Genomic DNA, 22,328 nt, shown 5'->3' with positions numbered 1-22,328 from the left:
CTTTTGGAAACACCACCAAAAATTTAATCTCAAAGAACCATGGGAAACTTTATTATGGGAAAGAACCTATACAATACTAGAAATATTAGCTACATAATATTTTTACTGCTTCTTCCAAATTTTTCATACGCTATTTCTAATCCTTATAGAGGTGGGGCTGTAATAATTTCAATGAAGGATAATAGTCCTTGTTTTTCTGTAGATGATGAGAATAGGAAAAGTAGTTTTAGTGTGGTTGTTTCGGGTGAAAACCCTGAGGCTGGAGAAAGTTGGTCTTATGTAAACACTTCCCTAACTCAGCTCCCTAATACTAGTAACTGCATAAAAATAAAAGATTTTTCATTATTGGAGGCTAAGTTAGATACGCTTTATAATGTTACTTTAGGTGCTACTAACATAGCCTATCTGACAGATTTTTGTATAGCAAAAAAAAATGAGGATTATGTTATACAAGATTATGATTTTAAAAATAATAAATGTGTAGACAAAGAGTTGAGTTTTTGGGAAAAAATTAAGTCGTTTTTTAATAAAATTTTTTCACATTTATCTTAGTAATAAAATTGTTAGGGGCTGTAGTAGATTAACTTTGTGATAATCTACTACAGCCCCTAAATTTATATTTCTACAAATATTATTACCTGCTCACTGGGCTTTATATAAACTATAAAGTCCAATGAAATCTCATCATTTTATCCGTTATTTTTATTCCCCAATCCCAGCTTAACGCCCAAATAACAATCTCCCCCTCTCCCATTTCAAGGTATAATTCAATCCTGTTTTAAATATTTGCTTCTTATGAAAATTCGCATTCTCACCATCGGTCAAAAAATGCCTGCTTGGGTACTTACAGGTTTTGAAGACTACTTCAAACGCATCCAACCCTTTGTGCAAACTCAAATTATAGAATTGCCAATGGCAAAGCGTGGCAAAAATGATTCCGAAGCAGACATTTTAAAATACCGAAATATCGAAGGTGATAGCATTCTCAATGCTATGAAACAAAACGAAGTGCTTATTGCCTTAGAAGTAGGCGGACGTGAATTTAGCACCGAAAAACTTGCAGAAACCATGAAAAGTTGGATGCTAGAAGGCAATGACATTGTACTTGCAATTGGTGGGCCTGACGGTCACTCTGAAGCTGTACGTAAAGCCGCTGCATGGCACTGGTCATTATCTAAATTAACGCTTCCACACCCAATGGTACGTGTCATGCTCATTGAACAGTTGTATCGAGCGATGAGTATTAACAACAACCATCCATACCACCGTGCAGGCTAATCGACTTTGTTCCACTTTTAGAACGATTTGTTGATTATTTTGGAGTTATCTTATTTTTATTATCTTAGATAATACCCATAGATTATTTATTTAGGCATAAAGTCATGAACTTACAAACTTTACCAGGATTGTTTATATCGCATGGTTCACCCATGCTTGCAGTTAATCCTGAACAAGTTGGCCCTGCATTAGAGCGTTTAAGCTTCAACCTTCCAAAACCTGAAGCCATTATTATCATGTCTGCACATTGGGAAAGTAACGCTCTAGAAGTAAGTTCAGCGGTACGTCCTGAAACTTGGCATGACTTCCGTGGCTTTCCACCTGAACTTTATGAAATTCGTTACCCTGCCCCGGGTCAACCTGAGTTAGCCGAAGAAATTTTGCATTTACTTGCACAAGCAGGTTTATCTGCACATGCAAATAGTACGCGCCCACGTGACCATGGTGTATGGATGCCACTGCTTCATATGTATCCTAACGCAGATATTCCTGTGGTTGAAATTTCATTACCAATGAATATGTCGGCTGAGGATATTTATAAAATTGGACAAACCCTTGCACCACTGCGTGAAAAGCAAATTTTAATGATTGGCTCGGGAAGTATCACGCATAATTTACGTGAACTATCTTGGAATGGTGATGCTCAATCTGTGCCTGAATGGGCGTCAACATTCCGTAATTATGTGGTTAGCAAATTAAATCATAACGATTTTGATGCCGTTTTAGATTGGAAAACTATTCCTCATGTAAGTCGTAATCACCCAACGATCGAACACTTTGCGCCAATATTTTTTGCGATGGGTACAGGTCGTCGTTTTAGTATTGTTCATAGCAGTTTTTCTATGGGTTCATTGGGTATGGATATTTATCGTTTCGACTAAAACCACCTTATATCGAAAAATAAAATAACAATATATTAAATAATGGATACATTTCTCTACTGAAAAGATAGAAGTGTATCCATTTTATTTTCGCTTCTTTCCGTTATTCTTTAAGTATTAACTTTTCAATAAAGAATAGACCGAAAATGAAATTAAAATATCTTGCTATTGCTCTCTTTCCTTTAGCACTTGCTGCATGTCAATCTAGCGATATTCAAAAAGTTGGAGATTTAGCTGTGTCCGTATTACAACAACAAAATGCAGATAAAACATTAACTTCATATACATGGAGTGCCAAAACTGAAAATGCACAAAATCCAATTGTTCTGACATTTGATGATAAAGCTCGTTTAAGTGTTTCAACAAGCTGTAATACACTTGCAACGTCTTGGAAAGTTGAAAACAACACAATTACCACGGGTAATATCGCATCTACAATGATGGGATGTGGTGAAGATGCAATGAAGCAAGAACGTTTTGCTGGCAGTTTATTTAGCGAACGTAAAGCACCTTTCGTTTTAAACTTGAATGATGTTCAAAACCCTACATTAACCATTGTTGCACCAAACGGTGAAAAAATTGTTTTCACTGGGAAAATGACACCAGAAGTAAAATATCAAACTCAAGCTGAAACAATTTTCTTAGAAGTAAGCCCTAAGACTGTTCAATGCCAAGGTGTAGCTCCACAAACTTGTTTGCAAGTTCGCGAAATTAAATACAACGAACAAGGTATCAAAACTCAAGTGGATGCAAATTGGTCAAACTTTTATGACCAAATTGAAGGTTTCGAACATACACCAAATGAGCGTCAAATCATTCGTGTAAAACGTTACGAAATTAAAAAACCTGCTGCCGATCAATCTAAATATGCATATATCTTCGATATGGCTGTTGAACGTGAAGCGGTAAAAGGTTCTCTTTAATTTAGTATCTTAAATGTGACTTCTTTTATTTATGATTGTTTTTTTCTTCCCCAATTGAAAAAATTGAAAATTTTAAAGAAGTCTTAAAATAAAAAAACCGATGCAGTTGCATCGGTTTTTTTATGATTCTAGCCTAAAGCTTAGAATACACCTTGCGCTAACATCGCATCAGCAACTTTTACGAAGCCTGCAATGTTTGCACCGTTTACATAGTTAACTGTACCGTCAGCTTCAGTACCATATTTAACACAGTTACGGTGAATTTCTTTCATAATTGCATGAAGACGCTCGTCAACTTCTTCAAATGTCCAACCTAAACGAATTGCGTTTTGAGACATTTCAAGACCTGATGTTGCAACACCACCAGCATTCGATGCTTTACCTGGTGCATAAAGAATTTTCGCTTCAACGAATTTTTCTACAGCTTCAAGTGTTGAAGGCATATTTGCACCTTCAGCAACAGAAATTACGCCATTTGCAATTAATTGTGCAGCATCTTCAGCATTCAACTCATTTTGAGTTGCGCATGGAAGTGCGATATCACATTTAATTGACCAAGGACGTTGACCTTCTAAATATTCAAAACCGTGTTTAGCGGCAAATTCAGAGATACGACCACGTTTAACGTTTTTAAGTTCCATTACCTCAGCAAGTAATTCTTCTGTAAAACCGTCTTTAACGTAAACTGTACCAGCAGAGTCAGAAAGTGAAACCACTTTCGCACCCAAATACATTGCTTTGTCAGCAGCATATTGAGCAACATTACCTGAACCAGAAATTGTTACCACTTTATCTTTAAAGCTTTCGCCACGAGTTTTGAGCATTTCCTCAGCGAAATACACAGTACCGTAACCTGTTGCTTCAGGGCGAGCCAATGATCCACCGAAAGATAAACCTTTACCGGTAAATACACTTGAAGTGTCATTGCTTAGCTTTTTCATCATGCCAGCCATGTAACCCACTTCACGACCACCAACACCAATATCACCCGCAGGAATATCTGTGTTAGAACCTAAATGACGGTAAAGTTCAATCATTAACGCTTGGCAGAAACGCATGATCTCACCTTCAGACTTACCTTTAGGATCGAAGTCTGAACCGCCTTTACCACCACCCATAGGAAGTGTAGTTAAAGCATTTTTAAAAGTCTGCTCAAAACCTAAGAATTTTAAGATTGAAAGGTTCACAGATGGATGGAAACGCATACCACCTTTAAATGGACCAATTGCAGAGTTGTACTGTACACGGAAGGCACGGTTTACATGAGTTTGACCTTGGTCATCTACCCAAGAAACGCGAAATTGAATAGCACGTTCCGGCTCTACAAGGCGTTCAAGCAAACCATATTGAGCATACTGTGGGTTCTTTTCAATGAAAGGCCAAAGGCTTGTCATTACTTCTTCAACGGCTTGAAGAAATTCTGGTTGATGTGAATCACGTGTTTTAACGTAATTTAAAAAGTCATTAAGACTGGTATATTTCAACGCTTAATCCTCAGCAGGAATGAATCAAAATTGGTCAAAATTTCAATTAATGTTTTATTTTGGCGCAAAACATTAAATATCTTTTGTAATAAATCTACAACAATTATTTAAATGAAATGTAATTAAATATTAAATAACAATTATTTATATTTATTATATCCAACAAAAATCCTATATTTTTCAAGTATCTCTAACAAATATATTGCCCCAAATAAAGACATATTTTGTATCAATTTAGAGCGCAAGATTATTAAAATAATTCATGTTAAAATCATCAACTTAATAAAACCTCTCCTTTTTTAACTACATACTCTGTAGTTGTGGTACCTAAATGAATTCGCAAATCGCACTCATCCAAAATATTGATGCCTTACTTCCACAAACCCAATGTGGTTTATGTGGTCATCGAGATGGGTGTTTACCTTATGCAAAATCTATCGTAAATGGCGAAGATGCAAACAAATGTGTTCCTGGCGGACAACCTGTTGCCGATGCTTTGGCTACATTACTTGCGCGTCCAAAACTAAAAGCTGAAGAAAGTGTTTGGCCTATTCAAAGCGATGGTCGCCCACAACGTATGAAAGCTGTTATTCGTGAAGATGAATGTATTGGTTGTACAAAATGTATTAGTGCCTGCCCTGTAGATGCCATTATTGGTTCAGGAAAACTCATGCATAGTATTTTGACCGACCTTTGCACAGGCTGTGAATTATGTATTCCACCCTGCCCTGTCGATTGCATCGATTTAGTTGAAGACTTAAAAGAAGTACCAACCGAAACCCTCCAAATTGCTGAACAAAACGATTTAAGACAACGCTACTATTCACATATTCAACGTGAAGAAAAACGTCGCATTCACCGCAAAGGACCTGTCGTTCGTGCCGAAATTGACACTGAGTTATTTGCACAATTTTCTGCACAATTTTCAAATATTCCTGAAATAAAAATAATAGAAAAAGCCAAAGCAGGCATTGTTCAGCAAGATGCTAAAACCACGATTGAACTTGCAAAAATTAGAACACAAATCAAAAAGTTAGAAAAACAGTTAAGCGTTCGTGATGATGAAAAAAAACGTGCACAATTAGATATGTTGCTACAACAACTTTCAGCTTTAGGAGCTTAAACATATGACCGTTAAAAATATGACCAAAAAGCAAATTCAAACGTTTTTTGAACGGTTACGTGAACAACGCCCCCATCCTGAAACAGAACTCAATTATTCAAATCCATTTGAACTTCTGGTTGCTGTGACTTTATCTGCGCAAGCGACAGATGTTAGCGTGAATAAAGCAACAGACAAACTTTTTCCTATTGCAAATACACCTGAAGCAATTTACGCCTTAGGTGTCGATGGATTAAAGACATATATCAAAACCATTGGTCTATATAATTCCAAAGCAGAGAATGTGATTAAAGCCTGTAAAATGCTTATAGAGAAGCATAACAGCGTTGTACCCAATAACCGTGCAGACTTAGAAGCATTGCCGGGTGTGGGTCGTAAAACAGCGAATGTGGTGCTTAATACGGCATTCGGACAACCTACCATGGCAGTCGACACGCATATTTTCCGTTTGGGCAATAGAACAGGCTTGGCTGTTGGGAAAAATGTATTAGAAGTAGAGCATCGACTAGTTAAAGTCATTCCCAAAGAATTTATTATCGACTCACATCATTGGCTGATTTTACATGGTCGTTATTGTTGTATCGCACGTAAACCCAAATGTAATGAATGCATTGTTTCAGATGTGTGTAATTGGCCAGATCGCTTTGAATTTGGTGCTGAAAGAGCCATTAAACTGAAAAATATAGATGCATAATGCATCTATATTTTTATAACTATTTATTCTTTTTTCTAGCGTCTAATTCTGCTTTTAATTTTGGATGAAGCTGATATTGCGGGCGCTGATCTTTCTTTTCCAAAGATTCTTTCTTTTGAGTTTCGCGTAACATTTTGAAGCTCACATATAACAAGCCAATCAGCATTGCAAAACAAAGAAGTACCAAAACAATTAAACCCACTTTTAGCAAAATCTAACCCTCAAAAATCAAAGCAATAAAAAAGAGCCCCAATATGACTTAGGACTCTTTTCTTGTCAAAATAATTACAGATTTAAAATCTAAATTATTTTGATTGATCTAAAATTGCGAATAAATCAGTTTGAACTTCATCAATTGGACGAAGACCATTTAATTTATTGTAAGTTGGCGCATTTACACCTGAAGCTGCGCGACCTTGGTAGAAACCAACAAGTTGCTCAGTTTCTGTATGGTATGAACCCAAACGTTTGCGAATTGTTGCTTCAAGATCATCTGGACGTTGAATAAGATCTTCACCTGTTTCATCATCTTTACCTTCCACTTTTGGTGGGTTGTAAACGATATGATAAACACGACCTGACGCAGCATGTTGACGACGACCAGAAAGACGTTGAACAATTTCTTCATCTGGAACATCAATTTCAATCACGTGGTCGATATTAATGCCTTCGTTTTCCAAAGCTTCAGCTTGTGGAATAGTACGAGGGAAACCATCAAAAATGCAGCCATTCACGCAATCTGGTTGAGCAATACGTTCTTTCACAAGACCAATGATCAGTTCATCTGAAACAAGACCACCGTTGTCCATCACGCTTTTAGCTTTAAGACCTAATTCAGTACCTTCACGAATTGCAGCACGGAGCATATCACCGGTTGAAATTTGTGGGACATTGTAGCGCTTACAGATCAACTGAGCTTGAGTACCCTTACCTGCTCCAGGTGGTCCTAGTAAAATAATGCGCATAAATAAACATCCTCATTTAACAATGTACATGACGCGTCGTTTATGGCGAACTCCAAGATTCGTCATTTGGATCAGCATCGAATTATAAAAAAGCCACAAACAAATGTATTAAACCAGCAACAAATCCGGTTACACCACCCAATAAAATCAAAATCCATTCGTCTTCCTGAAATGCAGGACGTAACAGATTCTGAAACTCTTTCGGGGTCAACTCGCGAATACGCTCTCGGAACATTTGAAAGATCTTTTGTGCACGGCTCGCATTGAACGCTGGGTCGCTTACAGGAACCATCGTAATTTCAATCGAGCGATCGATCAAGTCTGTCTTGAGTTTTGCATATTCTTTTGGCCCTAAAGAGAGCTGTAAAGATGTACGAACCAAAGGTGTTTCCATAATCTCATTAATATGTCGTTTTACAATACGGCGAGTTTTCTCTTTTTTACTGCCATACATCATTTCCGACATAATCGATTTTAAGGTAATTAAATCCTCTGTTACGACTTTTGCAAATACATCTGAGACTTCATCTTGACGCTTCATAAAAGCACCTTGGACATTATATGTTCCTATACGTGGAACAATTGGCTTAATCCAAGGAAATTTATGATCTTTTGTTCTTTCAAAAAACTGTAAATAACGAACATAATGTGGTTCAAGTGGATTAAATACCATCCAAATTGCAATCCAATTCGTTAAAAAACCCCAAACAGATGCCCAAAATGGAACCGTCCAATGCCATGGTATCACAAACCAGACAATCATTTGAAAAACACCAAAGACAATACCAATTAATGCGCTGATATGCCAAATAAAATTAATCTCTTTTTGCCCAACTTTAAGGAACATTCGAACCATTAAGTGGCGATCATTTTCCATTTGGCTGACCACCATTTCACGCATATCGACTAGAGATTCTACATTTACAGTCAAATCAACGACTAAATTTTCTAAAACAGCAGGCAACTGTTTATTGGCTTGTGCATAAATACGACGTTTTATAGCATAAGGCATATTTTCCCAAAGCACCGCATTTCGGTCCATCATCACTTCATCAATAAGATATTCAAGTTCTGTCCCAACTTGCTGACCAATAATATGCGCCATATCTTTCGGGTCCATTGCATCTAAAAACTCCTGCAATGACCCTAATTTAGACAATGTATTGTCTGTGATAATACCTGAAATTCTGCCCGCTTTTCGAGGCACAATGCCTTGCCAGCCAATAGGAAGTGATCCGAGATGAAACCCCCAGAAATGGATAGGAAAAAACACCATTTTTAGTGCCATCCAAACATGCGCCCAAGTTACAAATGCAGTGACAGGAATAATACTTAACACCGCCCAGAAATCTGGACGTTGCAAAAATGTTTGCCACAACTGATTGATGTACTCAAGCATGCATAAATTCCATATATCTTTCTATTTGCAAGATTTTAAAACTTCAATAAACACCCTATTTTGTCTATTCACAGACTACAACAGTATAGGAAAATTGTATTTCAGAGCCAAAACCTTCAACTGCACCTTTATGCTAACCAAATGAACTAGATTCTGTGATATTTCACACAAAATACGCGATTAATAAAAGTAATTTATTCAGTCTCCCTCAACAAATTACGCTTATTTTTAATCTGATATAATTTGTATAAGTACAGATATCATAACTGTTTTTTCGATACTCAGCTCAATAGATATCGCTCACTAATTCAGCATCTATTTTCTTTTATTTGTTATTTATGCAAAAACGACAATATTTATATATTTAGCTTACATATTTAACAAGAAATAAGACACTTAAAGCTGATTTTAAACTGGCTTGAGAATCTTTCAATTTTGGACTTCGATCAAAAAAATAATGAAACTCTAGGTTTCTTTTTTTGTATCAAAAACAGCTATTCAAAACTTATTATTGAAATTGTTCTCAGAGATTTCCCCGTCATGACATTCAACAAAATCCTTATGCAGTTGAATGTAGCAGAATTATTGAAAATCTTATAGGCACGCCCTCCTAATTTTTATGTCGCATAAGTCAAAAAACCTTCTTTATATTATTTAATTTAAATAGACCTCCATCTTTCGCAAATGAAGTTGAGTTGCGTTAGAATATCGATCAAACTCCCTCACCCAACAGACCTAAGTACATTGCGTATGAAACAGAACTTTCCATTAAAAAATGTTCAACAAGAAAAGCGCATCTTTCGCAATCGTGTTTTAGTGTCTGTCGGAATTGTCAGTTTTTTCCTTTTGCTGCTTGTTGCCCGCTATGCATATTTACAAATTTCAAGTTTCGATGAGTTTTCAACAGCATCAGACAAAAACCGCATACGCTTACAACCACTCGCTCCTGCACGTGGCTATATTTACGACCGTAACGGCACATTATTAGCAGATAATTATCCTGTATTTTCGGCAACATTAAGCCGTGCTGATATTGATGATATTGATGACACTATTGATCGCTTAACCCCTATTTTAGAGCTCACTCAAGAAGATATTGACCGTTTTAAAAGTCGTATTAAAGTTTCACGTAAAACTGAACGTGTCGTGATTAAGCTCAATTTAAACGAAACAGATATCGCCCGTTTTAGTGAAGTTAAATTTAAATTCCCAGGCGTAAACATTGAAACTCAAATGACGCGCTACTATCCACATGGCGAATTATTTGCACATGTGATTGGTTATGTTGGTCGTATTAACGATAAAGAATTAAAAGAAATTGATAAAGATGCTTATGCAGGCACCAACTTAATTGGGAAAATTGGTGTAGAAAAATCATACGAAGACTTATTGCATGGTGTTCCGGGCAATGAATCGATTGAAGCAGATGCACACGGTAATGTATTACGTCATTTAGGTCGTAAAGATCCTATTCGTGGTAACGATTTATATCTTTCTTTAGATTATGGTCTTCAAATGGTTGCAAGTGAGCAACTTGCAGGTCGTCGTGGTGCAATTGTTGCTTTAGACCCAACTACAGGGGAAATTTTAGCACTTGTATCTAGCCCAAGTTTCAACCCAAATTTATTCGTAACAGGCATTAGCTCAAAAGATTATTCAGAGCTTCGAGATAATCTAGACCAACCCCTTTACAACCGTGCAGTACAAGGTGCTTATCCACCGGGTTCTACCATTAAACCAATGTTTGGTTTGGGCGGGATTCACTATGGTTTAATCGATTGGCAAACAGCCATTCAAGATCATGGTTATTTCAACTTACCTGGCGATAGTCACCGTTTCCGTGACCATAAAAAAACAGGTCATGGCGTGGTCGATTTACACAAAGCTCAAGTTGTCTCTTGCGATACTTTCTTCTATGTCCTTTCTTACCGAATGGGCATTGAAAAAATGAATGCATGGATGCGTCAATTTGGTTTTGGTGAAAAAACAGGAATTGATTTACCAAGTGAAAGTACAGGTTTGTACCCAAGCCCAGAATGGAAACTTCGTACACGTAAAGCGAAATGGCTACGTGGCGAAACAATTTCAGTCAGTATTGGACAAGGTGCATTTACTGCAACACCATTACAACTTGCCATGGCAACCGCTATTACATCCAACCAAGGCGCACATATTACGCCCCACGTTCTACGTGAAAGTAAAGGAGCCAAACCATATACCGTTCATAACTCTACAGATGGCGTAATTCCATTCAATGGTAAACCTGAAGATTGGGTGAAAATGCGTGAAGCTATGGTTGATGTTGTAAACTCAGGTACAGGACGTGGAATTCGCACTCACCTTTATGATATTGCAGGGAAAACAGGTACAGCCCAAGTAAAAAGTATTGCACAGGGTAAAAAGTATAACGAATCTCTCCTGACTGAACGCCAACTTGACCATGGTCTTTTTGTTGGCTTTGCCCCTGCTGAAAAACCACAAATTGCCATTGCTGTTGTATGGGAAAATGGTCGTCATGGTGGTTCTGCCGCTCAAATTGCCAAACCATTATTCGATTATTGGTTGCTCACTCGTAAAAAGAATCCAATTAAACCTGCTGCTGGTCAAATGAGTGGTGGTCTTATGACGGCAGGTATTAAACCAAGTGAACTTCCAAGTGGCGATGGAAATCTACGTGCAACCACGCCAACGGCTAGTACAGATCAGACATCTACAACGAATACAGCAACACCCACAAATATTAACCCTCAAGTAAGTTCGCATGCCGCTTCTCAAGCAGTTAGCGAAGAGTAACGCTAAAGTATGAAAAATCAATTACGTATTATTGGTGGCGAATGGAAACGTCGCCAACTCCCTTTTGCTAGCATTGATGGTTTGCGTCCAACACCTGACCGTGTTCGAGAAACACTTTTTAATTGGTTAATGTGGGATATTCAAAATACACATGTTTTAGATATTTGTGCAGGTTCTGGTGCTTTAGCATTCGAAGCATTATCGCGTGGCGCAAGTCAAATCGTGATGATTGAACCAAATGCACAACAAGCAAAATTTTTGAAAGACAATCTAGAGCTTTTAAAAGTCACCAATCAACGTGCAAAATTAAAAATTGCCACAGCACAGCAAACGTTACCCACATTAAAAGAGCAATTTGACGTCGTTTTTCTAGATCCGCCCTATGGTTTAGATTTATGGGAAGAATTAGCGACTTTGGCAGATCCACTCATTAAAAATGATGGTTTTATTTACATTGAAGCTGACCGTGAATTATCTCAATTAAAAATCCCTGCAAGTTGGATTCAAATTAAGAATACAAAAGCAGGTACAGTTCGCGCTGGTCTGTATAAAAAGTCGAATCATTAAACAATAAAAAAAGGATGCTTATGCATCCTTTTTTTATCCCCCAATTATGGGCGAAGTGGTCTTTGTGAGTTGGGTAAACCGTGTGATTTAGGCTGATTAGAATTCCAATTTGGCCTATTTTTCGTTGGCTTTTGCCCTTGATAATTTGGCCTGTAGTTTGGCTTATTATTCGGTTTATTGTTTGACTGATGCTGTGCTGGCTTATGACCATTAAAATCAGGTCTGTTGTTTACAGGCGGTCTTGGTTTTTGTTGATTAGGACGATAATTGGGTCTGTAATCTGGTCGATGCGCTCCGCCATTATTCCAAGTCGGACGATCATACGAATGATTTCCTGAATAATTTGGACGATCATCATACGGAGCCATGACACAGCCTGTTAAAGCAAGACCCAGTGTCGATAACAACAATATTTTTTTAATCATCATAATGACCCTCAAATTTATATTCAAAGTATGGAATACAGACATGAATACTTCAGGGATCTGTCGTTTATTTTGTGTGTAAGTTCATCCATGATTTGCTCATATTGTGCAGAACTTATCTACAATAAACATAAGAAAATATAGAAATAAACCTCTTTAATTCAATAAGATCACCTAAAATCATTTTTATTAATTTTTTCATTTTTAATTATGACTTGGCTTCTTTTTCTTCTGGGTGCAATCATTGCAGGCTTTGTACAAGGCTTAACAGGCTTCGCTTTTGGGCTTGTTGCTATGTCATTTTGGGTTTGGGCATTAGCTCCACAGCTTGCAGCCCCTCTTGTGGTTTTTGCATCTTTATGGAGTCATATTATTTCCCTATCAAGTGAAAATAAAAGCTATCACTTCGATAAAGCACTTGTTCTTCCTTATATTTTAGCTGGACTTATTGGCGTTCCAATTGGTACATGGTTACTTGACCGTGTAGAACCAGAAACATTTAAACTCGTATTGGGTACATTCTTGATGATTTGGAGCCCACTGATGTTATTTAATCCAAAATTTATCTTTATACAAAAATCAGGAAAATATGCAGATAGCTTCATTGGTTTTTTAGGCGGTATTTTAGGAGGATTAGGTGGCTTTAGTGGCGCTCTACCTTCTGCATGGCTAATGCTCAAAAACCTACAAAAAGATAAACAGCGCTATATTATGCGTCACTTTAATTTCGCTATTCAGGTTTTCACTCTTAGTGCATATTTAATTCAAGGAAACATTAAAAGCCAACACATCACTTATATTTTAGTTCTCATGTTTACAGTCAGTATTCCTGCAATTTTAGGCGCAAAGCTATTTTATAAAATTTCAGAAATTCAATTTAAAAAAATTGTCTTGAGCTTACTTTTTGCTTCAGGCGTTTTTATGAGTTTAAACAGCTTCATTTGAGTTTTTTCAAATCATGCATCATTAAAATTTCTTAGACCAAAAGAAACGAACCATTTGCCCACGATCATAAGGAAAACTAGATACATATTCATATCCAACCTTATGTGCCTGATCGAGCTTAAACTCCATGCCATAACCAAATGAAACCGCAAAATCATCAACGCCAACATTGTTCTTTTGCCCAGCCATAAACTTATTTTGCGCACCTTCAAACTGATACGCAGTATTGTTATAAATCCTTAAATTTTCATCTTCATAAAAATTGTTTTTTAAGAAACTATAATCCCTAAATTCTTCATCAATTTTTTCTATTTTTTCTTTTTGCTCTTTTTCTTGGGTTTCAAACAAAGTTTCTTTTATCTCTTCTTCATTTTTATTGTTATGTTCCTCTGCTGCGTTCATTTCCATGCAGTAGCAACCTAATACACATAAAATAAGATATTTATTCATCATTACCCCATTTAAATGACCTTTCCAGCCCAAAACATAACGCCTTACCCAAAAATCGAGAACCTCTACTTTTATATTCATTAAAATGAGATATTTTATTCAATATAAATTTAACCATAGAATTCAAAGAAATGAGTATAAAAAGCGTTAATTCTCATCAAAAACTATATTTTTTAATCACAAAACGCATAATTGATTGAAAAGAAAGCAATCAAGCATAAATACACTTGCCAAGATTTATTTCGTCCTCTATTATTGCGCACATGCCCGAGTGGTGAAATCGGTAGACACAGGGGATTTAAAATCCCCCGCCCACAAAGCGTGCCAGTTCGAGTCTGGCCTCGGGCACCATTTTAATACTTCTTAAAATGGTGCATTAAAAATTCCAGCGATATGCTGGTTTTTTTATGTCTGAAATTTAGTAAACTTCATATTCCTTCAATAATAATATCTATAAAAAATGCGACTACATATATCTTTTTATTTATTTACTTTCATTTTCTCTGCTTCAAACACCTTGGCTTTTACCCCCTATGAAACTAACTCTGAAATAATGACCGAGCAAAAAAATCAAGCTGCTCTTATAGTAAGTGATACAGATGTTTCAAATGAGGATACAGAATATTTAGATTTTTATGCTGGCACTATTCAATATAAGAATCATCAATATATTCTCAAACGCTGCACTTTAGGTAGTTATGAATACATACTCTCTTTCAAAAATCTAAAAGATAAAGATCAAATCGATCAATTATTAAAATCGAACTCAAAGTTTTGGTTAAATACATTCAGCCACTATAATTCAATTAATGATGAACACCATCTAACAGTTAACGAAATCGAAGCCATCCATAGCAATGAAAGTTGTCATTTTGAAGACTTATTTGACAGTTTTGAAGAAAATCCCGAATTGTTCAATCAACTTAAAGAACTGATTACACCTAATAAAAAAAGAGAGTGAATTACCACTCTCTATTACCAATCAATTCTTCCATTTCAATATCCATATATCCCTCTTCTTGCACCACCATCATCATTGCCTCAGCAATATAATCAGCAGCTGAATCATCTAAAGAGGAATCTAGATCTTCAAACTGAGGCTTCAATTTATTAATTTCAGCCATAGCTTCATTTGCAAAATGGTAAATATCTTTTTCAGAGATATTTGCTTTTGCCACTTTCTTTGCAAATCTAAAAATACACTGTCTAACTTCAGCAGCAAGAACATCGGGATAATATTCATCATCAAACATTGGGAGAAGTAAATCACTTAACATAGCTAAACTCAATTTTTCAGCATTTTAAAAAACCGAGTTTATATACCACAAAGTTATAGCTTTATCCTAATTGTTCTTTTAATTCACCTAAACAAAAAAAAGAGCAACCACTGTTACCCTTTTAAAATATTATTTTGTTTAAATCATTTTTTAAAAATCAGTTCTAGGCTTGCATCGCTTTCCAAATTATCAATGCCTCACTTGTGGCTTTTACATCATGTACACGCACCATCGATGCACCTTGCTGAACAGAAATTAAATGAGCAGCAACTGATCCCACCGCCCTGCTTTGTGCATCAGCACCACCCAAGGCTTCACCAATAAAGCGCTTACGTGATAATGCTGAAAGTATCGGATATCCCATTTCTGAAAGTTTATAAAATTCATTTAATAGCTGCAGATTTTGCTGTGCATTTTTTGCAAAGCCGAAACCAGGATCAATCATAATATTTTCAGACTTAACTCCTGCATTCAAAGCATCATTTACACGCTGTTGTAATTCAGAAATGACATCCGCAGTGACATTATCGTATTGATCTAAATTATTCATTGTAGTCGGCTCACCACGCATATGCATAATAATGACAGGAATATTTAATGATGCTGCTGTTTCTAATGCATAAGGACGTGTAAGTGCGCGAACATCATTCCAAATATGCGCGCCTGCTTTTACCGCTGCTTTAATAACTTCTGGTGATGAAGTATCAATTGAAATAACCACATTATATTTTGCAAGTTCTTCAACCACAGGAACAACACGCGCTATTTCGTCTTCTACAACTACTGCTGAAGCACCTGGACGCGTAGATTCACCACCCACATCAATAACTGTTGCACCCTCAGCAATCATCACCAAAGCGCGAGCCACAGCGTCATCTTTACCATTATGTAAGCCACCATCACTAAATGAATCAGGGGTTACATTTAAAATCCCCATCACATGTGGCTGCGATAAATCTAAACTTAAATCACCACATTGCAAAACACGTTTTGGCAAAGAAACAAGCTGCATATTTTCTTCCTAAATCTCATCTCGCATCATTCTAACAATTCTAAATTATGCAATGCTGAATTCTTTTCAAAATAGCAGGAATAAAAAAAGAGCCTCATATGAGACTCTTTTTTTAATAAACAACTTAAACTTTTGGTAAAGACTCTAAAGATGGTAATGGTGGAGGTGTTGCTGGACCATCAGTTGGAGTTACATCAACCACAGGGTTATCTGAAACATAAACTTTTGGTGGTTGTGGCTCACGACCTTCCATAATGTCACGGATTTGGTCACGATCAATCGTTTCCCATTCCATAAGCGCTTTCACCATTGCATGTGCGATATCTTTATTACTTTCTAAGATGTCACGTGCAATACGATATTGCTCATCTAGGATACGACGAACTTCACGATCAACTTCTAACTGAGTTGTTTCAGAAATTGTACGACTACCAATGCTTCCCATGAATGATTGCTGAGAGTCATCTTCATAAACCATTACGCCCATTTTATCGGACATACCGTACTTAGTTACCATTGCACGCGCCATTTTTGTTGCACGTTCAAAGTCGTTCGAAGCACCTGTAGACATTTGATTGATGAAAACTTCTTCTGCAATACGACCACCAAAAAGAATAGAAAGTTCATTCAACATCTTATCTTTATAATGGCTTGTTTGATCATGTTCAGGTAATTGCCAAGTTACACCTAAAGCCCAACCACGCGGCATAATTGTTACTTTATGCACTGGGTCTGTACCCGGTAAAATTTCAGCAACAATCGCATGACCTGCTTCATGATAAGCCGTAGCTCGACGCTCTTCTTCACGAATCACCATCGATTTACGTTCTGGCCCCATATAAAGCTTGTCTTTTGCATCTTCAAAGTCGTGCATATCAACGGTGTTTTTATTACGACGTGCAGCAAATAATGCAGCTTCGTTAATAAGGTTAGCCAATTGAGCACCAGAGAAACCAGGTGTACCACGTGCAAGAACCTGAACATCCACGCCCGCAGTTGAAGGTAGTTTCTTCATGTGAACATTTAAAATTTGCTCACGACCTTTAATATCTGGAAGACTCACCACAACTTGACGGTCAAAACGTCCCGGACGAAGCAATGCTTTATCAAGTACATCTGCACGGTTTGTTGCAGCAATAACAATAATACCTTCGTTGCCTTCAAAGCCGTCCATTTCTACAAGCATTTGGTTTAATGTTTGCTCACGCTCATCATTACCACCACCTGTACCTGAACCACGATGACGACCCACTGCATCAATCTCATCAATAAAGATGATACATGGCGCATGACGTTTCGCTTGTTCAAACATGTCGCGCACACGAGATGCACCAACACCCACGAACATTTCTACAAAGTCAGAACCCGAAATACTAAAGAATGGAACTTTTGCTTCACCTGCAATTGCTTTCGCAAGTAAAGTTTTACCCGTACCTGGAGGACCAACCATTAATACGCCTTTAGGAATCATTGCACCTAGACGTTTAAATTTTGTTGGATCTTTTAAGAAATCTACAATTTCAACAACTTCTTGCTTCGCTTCATCACAACCCGCAACATCTGCAAATGTCACTTTAATTTGGTCTTCCGAAAGCATTTTTGCCTTCGATTTACCAAAACTCATCGGGCCGTTCTTACCACCTGCACCGCCACCCATGTTGCGCATAAAGAACATGAATAACAAAATGATTAAAAGTACAGGGAAACTCGCAATAAGAAGCTGCATCAACAAACCTTGACGTTGAGGCGCTGTGCCTTCAACAACAACTTTGTTTTTGATCAAGTTCGGCATCAGTTCAGGGTCTTGAACTGCTGGACGAATACTTTCAAATGATGAACCGTTAACCTTTTCACCATTAATTCTTTCGCCATCAATTGTAACTTGCTTAATTTGACCTGCATTAACCGCAGTCACAAACTCTGAATAGTTCAATGATGTTGGTTTTTCGCTGCCATTAATGTTGCTGAAAATAAGAATCAGCACACCAAGTATAATCAACCACAATACGGCATTCTTGAAAAGATCGCTCAAAGCTTTATTCCCATATCAATCTAATTTGATCATGCCCAATTGGGTGACCTTTTATTTCAAAACGCTGAAAACCAGCTATATAAATCATTAAAAAGGTACAAAATGCACAATTTTTAAGGACTTGGCAAGTAAACTTTACTTAGGCGCTTTTTTAAGCCCTTGTCCAATTAAGAAAACCTCTTTTGAACGAGCTCGCGAAGCAGCAGGTTTCGCTGTTTTTAACACAGTAAAACTATCAACAACCTGTTTACGGAATTCATCAAAACCTGTCCCTTGGAAAACTTTTACCACAAATTGACCTTTAGGTCCCAGTACTTTATTGGCAAAATCTAGAGCAAGTTCACATAAATAAATTTGGCGCGGTTGATCAACAGCCTTATTACCTGATGTATTGGGGGCCATATCCGAAATTACAACGTCTACGGTACGTCCATCTAAAATATTTAACAATTCTTCAAAGACAGCTTCTTCTCGAAAATCGCCTTGTAGGAAGGTAACATCAGGTAATGCATCCATTTCTAAGATATCAGATGCGATCACGATACCTTTGCTACCGACTAATTTACCGGCAATTTGTGACCAACTTCCCGGAGCCGCCCCCAAGTCAACCACAACCATACCTGGTTTAATGAGCTTATATTTTTCTTGCATTTCTAGAAGCTTATAAGCTGCACGAGCGCGATAGCCTTCCTTTTGTGCTTTTTTAACAAAAGGGTCGTCTAAATGCTCTCTCATCCAATCACGACTACTTTTAGATAACTTTTGGTTGGTAATGCGTGTAGCCATAACTCTCTAATAAATTAAATCTTCTTAATATTCATTGTACGTGAAAAAATTCTGTCATGCAGTATACATCTGTATCTAAATATCGGCTTTGGTTTAGATTTTTTCTATTACATAAATCGCTTATTTCGTACAACACAAGATATTGATAATAAAGTTATTTAAATAAAAACAGTAGAATAACACTCTTAACCCAAACCATTTTTAACTGATATTTACGATAAAATACAGCTTAATTTTAAAAATACCGCTTCTGAATTTTTAATATCAAATAAATGTTTATGGATGCTTGAGAATTTACAGCGATTGATTGAGCAATTTGTTATACTAGGGCGTTTTTTAATTTAGGTTATTTTTATGGCGGCTTTATCAATTCAGGAACGTAAGCGTTTACGTCAAATTGGACATGCTTTAAACCCAGTTGTAATGGTGGGTGATAAAGGTTTATCAGAAAGCGTGATTGAAGAGCTAAACCGTGCTTTAAATGATCATGAACTTATTAAAGTTAAAGTAGTTGCTGAAGACCGCGAAGCGCGTTCAGCTTTAATTACAGAACTTGTTGAAGCTTCAGGATCTGAAATTGTACAAACGATTGGTAAAATTGCACTACTTTATAAAAAGGCTGCAAAACAAAACCAAAAGCTTTCTAACCTTGTTCGTCACGCACATTTAGGTAATTAATTTTTAACTTATGGCAAGTTATGACCTGAGTGCTTTTGATCGCCGATTTCAGGCAATCTCCTTAGTTGGTGCAATTGAACAACAAAGCCCCTTTACATTAAATGTTGGCTTTTGGTTACGTGATCCTAATCAGTTTGTTCAATGGCCCGAGCTAGTTACATCAAACCCTCGTGTTGATTTCCTTTGGGAAGACACCTGTTATGAGATTTTTATTGGAGTTAAAGAGGAAGATTTTTATCGTGAAATCAACCTATCTCCTTCTCAAGCATGGCAAGCGTATCAATTCGAAGAATATCGTTATCCAGAGGATATGCCTCCTCAAGTTGCTGATGACATTGAACTGAATCAACTTAAACGCACACATTATGGTTTAAGTGTAAGTTTAGATCTGACTGAATTTATGTTGAAACATAAACTGAAATGGGATGATGTATTTATTGGTTTATCTGCGGTACTTAAAACATCGCAGGGACATCATTATTATGCAATGCAGCATAGTAGCCCAAATGCCGATTTTCATAATAAAAGAGATTGGCTACATCAGTTTTAAAATAAAAAAAGCAAAAGGCATTTACCTTTTGCTTTTTTTATATCTTGACGTTTGGTTTAAGTGCAATACTTTCTCAATTTATAAAACTCATCACACACTCACAGATGCGATACTAGCTTTTAGGTGACTTACTTTTCACTGAACTCTCTTTAGATGTATTTGGAATCACTTTTTTCCAAGCTTCCAAAGTATGTTCTTTTGAACGTTTTAAGGTTTCAGTCAAATGATCTTTATGTTTAAAAGAGATGTGATTGACATCTTCCTTCAATTCTTTCGTTAATTGAGATAAATCATCTAAAACAGTATTGAATTCTGTTTTCACAAAATCTTTAAGATCGATTAAATCTTTTTGTGAAGTTCCAAACTGCTCCTTCAAATCATCCAATTTTTGAATCAGATCTTGTTTCAATTGTCGTAATTGATCTTGCACACCAATATTGAGTTGTTTTGCTTCTTGGCTCAGTTTTTCTTGAGCATCAACCACAATATCAACTGCCTGATCTTTAGCCTCGATTGCTACTTTTTCAATCTTATCAGTACCTTCCAAAATCGTATTTTTTAGCTCAGTTTGTGCAGGTACTTTCTTTTGTCTTGTTGTCATCATATTCCCCTGTTGTTATACATTCTTTATTAAGAGAATATTCCTGTTTGATAAAATTTAAGTTCTGATTTGTCTAACAATTATTATTTGCTTACATTTTTCACTGCACGCTCAAGAAACAAGCTATTACTTAAAATGCAAGTGATTTATATTACTTATTCGCTACAAATTGAATGGACTTTTAGCGCTACTGTCCGTATAATGCCGTGTTAAGTTCAAGCGAGCAGACATAGGAGGGTAGGTTTAAAAAATAGCCTTCCTTTTTTTTCGTCTTCTCGCTTTTTTACAGCCTAAATTTCAGGAGCTTTGGTTTGAGCACCCCAGCAATTTTAGCCCTTGCCGACGGAACTATCTTTAAAGGTACTTCTATTGGCGCATCGGGTAGTACGACTGGTGAAGTCGTTTTTAACACTGCCATGACTGGCTATCAAGAAATTTTGACTGACCCAAGTTACGCACAGCAACTTGTCACTTTAACTTACCCGCATATTGGTAATACTGGTTGTAATGAAGAAGATGCTGAATCAGGTCGAATTCATAAAGTATGGGCAAACGGTTTAATTATTCGTGACCTACCTTTATTGCACAGTAACTTCCGAGCTACACAATCTTTAGGTGAATACTTAGAACAACATAATGTTGTAGCGATTGCAGATATCGACACCCGTAAACTTACACGTATTTTACGTGATAAAGGCGCGCAGAATGGTTGCATCCTTGCTGGCGAAAATATCACGGCAGAAGAAGCTTTAGAAAAAGCTCGTGCATTTGGTGGTTTAAACGGTTTAGATCTTGCAAAAGAGTGCTGTGATCCTGAAGGTTTCGAATGGACTGAAGGTTCTTGGACACTTGGTCAAGGTTTCTCTCAGCCAGAAGCTAAATTCCATGTTGTTGCATACGATTACGGTGTCAAAACCAACATCTTACGTATGCTCGCAGACCGCGGTTGCAAGTTAACTGTTGTACCTGCGCAAACTCCTGCTGCCGATGTGCTTGCACTGAATCCAGATGGCGTGTTCTTATCAAACGGTCCTGGCGATCCGGCTGCATGTGACTACGCAATTGAAGCTGTAAAAACAATTGTTGAAGATGCTCGCAACATCCCTGTATTTGGTATTTGCTTGGGTCACCAAATTTTAGCTTTAGCCTCTGGTGCTAAAACTGTAAAAATGCCTCATGGTCATCATGGTGCAAACCATCCTGTTCAGAACATTGAATCTGGCATAGTGATGATTACTTCGCAAAACCATGGCTTCGCTGTAGATGCAGAAACATTACCTGCAAACCTGAAAGCTACGCACAAATCTTTGTTCGACCAAACCCTTCAAGGGATTCATCGTACAGACAAACCTGCGTTCAGTTTCCAAGGTCACCCTGAAGCAAGCCCTGGTCCACATGACTGCGCACCATTGTTCGATCATTTCATCGAACTTATCGAAGCATCTAAGAAGTAATTAAGGAAGCA

General features: G+C 37.1%; 24 protein-coding genes and 1 tRNA gene. 14 read left to right on the top strand and 11 right to left on the bottom strand.

Annotated elements, in window-relative coordinates:
• Window positions 1-54 precede the first annotated feature (54 nt).
• From A6M14_RS07495 to A6M14_RS07480, 4 genes are all read left to right on the top strand, one after another.
• Window positions 55-552, top strand: coding sequence for an NF045616 family extracytoplasmic (lipo)protein (locus tag A6M14_RS07495; protein WP_152874357.1), 498 nt, complete (start codon window positions 55-57; stop codon window positions 550-552).
• Between the two features lie 243 nt (window positions 553-795).
• Window positions 796-1,278 carry a 23S rRNA (pseudouridine(1915)-N(3))-methyltransferase RlmH gene (rlmH, locus tag A6M14_RS07490; RefSeq protein ID WP_152874356.1) on the top strand — a complete coding sequence of 161 codons (483 nt, stop codon included), beginning with the start codon at window positions 796-798 and terminating at the stop codon, window positions 1,276-1,278.
• A gap of 104 nt (window positions 1,279-1,382) precedes the next feature.
• A complete protein-coding gene (locus A6M14_RS07485) occupies window positions 1,383-2,159 on the top strand; it encodes a DODA-type extradiol aromatic ring-opening family dioxygenase (RefSeq protein WP_152874355.1) in 777 nt (258 codons plus the stop codon).
• Window positions 2,160-2,305: 146 nt separating this feature from the next.
• Entirely contained in the window at window positions 2,306-3,082 is a 777-nt protein-coding gene (locus A6M14_RS07480; RefSeq protein ID WP_152874354.1) for an META and DUF4377 domain-containing protein, read from the top strand.
• Window positions 3,083-3,222: 140 nt separating this feature from the next.
• Here A6M14_RS07480 and gdhA read toward each other — a convergent pair whose 3' ends face one another.
• Window positions 3,223-4,566 (bottom strand): NADP-specific glutamate dehydrogenase, encoded by a 1,344-nt coding sequence (gene gdhA / locus A6M14_RS07475; protein ID WP_152874353.1) that lies wholly within the window; start codon window positions 4,564-4,566, stop codon window positions 3,223-3,225.
• Between the two features lie 331 nt (window positions 4,567-4,897).
• Here gdhA and A6M14_RS07470 point away from each other — a divergent pair, with 331 nt between their 5' ends.
• The gene (locus tag A6M14_RS07470; RefSeq protein ID WP_152874352.1) at window positions 4,898-5,689 is read left to right on the top strand and encodes an RnfABCDGE type electron transport complex subunit B; all 792 of its coding nucleotides are present in this window, start codon (window positions 4,898-4,900) and stop codon (window positions 5,687-5,689) included.
• A 4-nt stretch (window positions 5,690-5,693) separates the two neighbouring features.
• A complete protein-coding gene (nth, locus tag A6M14_RS07465; protein WP_152874351.1) occupies window positions 5,694-6,383 on the top strand; it encodes an endonuclease III in 690 nt (229 codons plus the stop codon).
• 19 nt (window positions 6,384-6,402) lie between these two features.
• Here nth and A6M14_RS07460 read toward each other — a convergent pair whose 3' ends face one another.
• The 3 genes from A6M14_RS07460 to A6M14_RS07450 form a co-directional block, all read right to left on the bottom strand.
• Window positions 6,403-6,585, bottom strand: coding sequence for a hypothetical protein (locus A6M14_RS07460; protein ID WP_338325168.1), 183 nt, complete (start codon window positions 6,583-6,585; stop codon window positions 6,403-6,405).
• A gap of 103 nt (window positions 6,586-6,688) precedes the next feature.
• Window positions 6,689-7,348 (bottom strand): adenylate kinase, encoded by a 660-nt coding sequence (adk, locus tag A6M14_RS07455; RefSeq protein ID WP_152874349.1) that lies wholly within the window; start codon window positions 7,346-7,348, stop codon window positions 6,689-6,691.
• Window positions 7,349-7,430: 82 nt separating this feature from the next.
• Window positions 7,431-8,747 (bottom strand): DUF445 domain-containing protein, encoded by a 1,317-nt coding sequence (locus A6M14_RS07450; protein WP_152874348.1) that lies wholly within the window; start codon window positions 8,745-8,747, stop codon window positions 7,431-7,433.
• 750 nt (window positions 8,748-9,497) lie between these two features.
• Here A6M14_RS07450 and mrdA point away from each other — a divergent pair.
• Both mrdA and rsmD read left to right on the top strand, forming a co-directional pair.
• Window positions 9,498-11,540: a penicillin-binding protein 2 gene (gene mrdA, locus A6M14_RS07445; RefSeq protein ID WP_152874347.1), complete on the top strand. Its 2,043-nt coding sequence runs from the start codon at window positions 9,498-9,500 to the stop codon at window positions 11,538-11,540.
• A gap of 9 nt (window positions 11,541-11,549) precedes the next feature.
• Window positions 11,550-12,107, top strand: a complete 558-nt coding sequence (rsmD, locus tag A6M14_RS07440) for a 16S rRNA (guanine(966)-N(2))-methyltransferase RsmD (protein ID WP_152874346.1) — start codon at window positions 11,550-11,552, stop codon at window positions 12,105-12,107.
• 44 nt (window positions 12,108-12,151) lie between these two features.
• Here rsmD and A6M14_RS07435 read toward each other — a convergent pair whose 3' ends face one another.
• Window positions 12,152-12,535 (bottom strand): hypothetical protein, encoded by a 384-nt coding sequence (locus A6M14_RS07435; protein ID WP_152874345.1) that lies wholly within the window; start codon window positions 12,533-12,535, stop codon window positions 12,152-12,154.
• A gap of 207 nt (window positions 12,536-12,742) precedes the next feature.
• Between A6M14_RS07435 and A6M14_RS07430 the strand changes: the two genes are divergently transcribed.
• On the top strand, window positions 12,743-13,477 hold the full coding sequence (locus tag A6M14_RS07430; RefSeq protein ID WP_152874344.1) for a sulfite exporter TauE/SafE family protein: 735 nt from the start codon (window positions 12,743-12,745) through the stop codon (window positions 13,475-13,477).
• 21 nt (window positions 13,478-13,498) lie between these two features.
• Here the strand turns inward: A6M14_RS07430 and A6M14_RS14105 are convergent, their stop codons facing one another.
• Window positions 13,499-13,885: a hypothetical protein gene (locus tag A6M14_RS14105; protein WP_171500255.1), complete on the bottom strand. Its 387-nt coding sequence runs from the start codon at window positions 13,883-13,885 to the stop codon at window positions 13,499-13,501.
• A gap of 307 nt (window positions 13,886-14,192) precedes the next feature.
• Between A6M14_RS14105 and A6M14_RS07425 the strand changes: the two genes are divergently transcribed.
• Both A6M14_RS07425 and A6M14_RS07420 read left to right on the top strand, forming a co-directional pair.
• Window positions 14,193-14,278: transfer RNA gene (locus A6M14_RS07425), tRNA-Leu, on the top strand.
• Window positions 14,279-14,480: 202 nt separating this feature from the next.
• Window positions 14,481-14,888 carry a hypothetical protein gene (locus A6M14_RS07420; RefSeq protein WP_152874343.1) on the top strand — a complete coding sequence of 136 codons (408 nt, stop codon included), beginning with the start codon at window positions 14,481-14,483 and terminating at the stop codon, window positions 14,886-14,888.
• A gap of 1 nt (window position 14,889) precedes the next feature.
• On the opposite strand, the gene A6M14_RS07415 is transcribed toward A6M14_RS07420, so the two are convergent.
• The 4 genes from A6M14_RS07415 to rlmE form a co-directional block, all read right to left on the bottom strand.
• Window positions 14,890-15,204 carry a DUF5713 family protein gene (locus A6M14_RS07415; protein WP_152874342.1) on the bottom strand — a complete coding sequence of 105 codons (315 nt, stop codon included), beginning with the start codon at window positions 15,202-15,204 and terminating at the stop codon, window positions 14,890-14,892.
• Between the two features lie 163 nt (window positions 15,205-15,367).
• On the bottom strand, window positions 15,368-16,216 hold the full coding sequence (folP, locus tag A6M14_RS07410) for a dihydropteroate synthase (protein ID WP_152874341.1): 849 nt from the start codon (window positions 16,214-16,216) through the stop codon (window positions 15,368-15,370).
• 124 nt (window positions 16,217-16,340) lie between these two features.
• Complete coding sequence (gene ftsH, locus A6M14_RS07405; RefSeq protein WP_152874340.1) at window positions 16,341-18,248, bottom strand: ATP-dependent zinc metalloprotease FtsH; 1,908 nt, start codon at window positions 18,246-18,248, stop codon at window positions 16,341-16,343.
• A 135-nt stretch (window positions 18,249-18,383) separates the two neighbouring features.
• Window positions 18,384-19,034, bottom strand: a complete 651-nt coding sequence (gene rlmE, locus A6M14_RS07400) for a 23S rRNA (uridine(2552)-2'-O)-methyltransferase RlmE (protein WP_152874339.1) — start codon at window positions 19,032-19,034, stop codon at window positions 18,384-18,386.
• Window positions 19,035-19,388: 354 nt separating this feature from the next.
• Between rlmE and yhbY the strand changes: the two genes are divergently transcribed.
• Both yhbY and A6M14_RS07390 read left to right on the top strand, forming a co-directional pair.
• The gene (gene yhbY / locus A6M14_RS07395; RefSeq protein WP_152874338.1) at window positions 19,389-19,712 is read left to right on the top strand and encodes a ribosome assembly RNA-binding protein YhbY; all 324 of its coding nucleotides are present in this window, start codon (window positions 19,389-19,391) and stop codon (window positions 19,710-19,712) included.
• A gap of 10 nt (window positions 19,713-19,722) precedes the next feature.
• On the top strand, window positions 19,723-20,262 hold the full coding sequence (locus A6M14_RS07390) for a DOMON-like domain-containing protein (protein ID WP_152874337.1): 540 nt from the start codon (window positions 19,723-19,725) through the stop codon (window positions 20,260-20,262).
• A gap of 112 nt (window positions 20,263-20,374) precedes the next feature.
• Here the strand turns inward: A6M14_RS07390 and A6M14_RS07385 are convergent, their stop codons facing one another.
• Window positions 20,375-20,863, bottom strand: coding sequence for a hypothetical protein (locus A6M14_RS07385; protein ID WP_152874336.1), 489 nt, complete (start codon window positions 20,861-20,863; stop codon window positions 20,375-20,377).
• Window positions 20,864-21,174: 311 nt separating this feature from the next.
• Between A6M14_RS07385 and carA the strand changes: the two genes are divergently transcribed.
• Window positions 21,175-22,317 (top strand): glutamine-hydrolyzing carbamoyl-phosphate synthase small subunit, encoded by a 1,143-nt coding sequence (gene carA / locus A6M14_RS07380; RefSeq protein ID WP_152874335.1) that lies wholly within the window; start codon window positions 21,175-21,177, stop codon window positions 22,315-22,317.
• Window positions 22,318-22,328 lie beyond the last annotated feature (11 nt).

This window comes from Acinetobacter portensis (genome assembly GCF_009372215.1).
GTDB lineage: Bacteria > Pseudomonadota > Gammaproteobacteria > Pseudomonadales > Moraxellaceae > Acinetobacter > Acinetobacter portensis.
The sequence above is the reverse complement of the archived record's forward strand: the minus strand, read 5'-3'. Positions and strand labels throughout refer to the sequence as shown.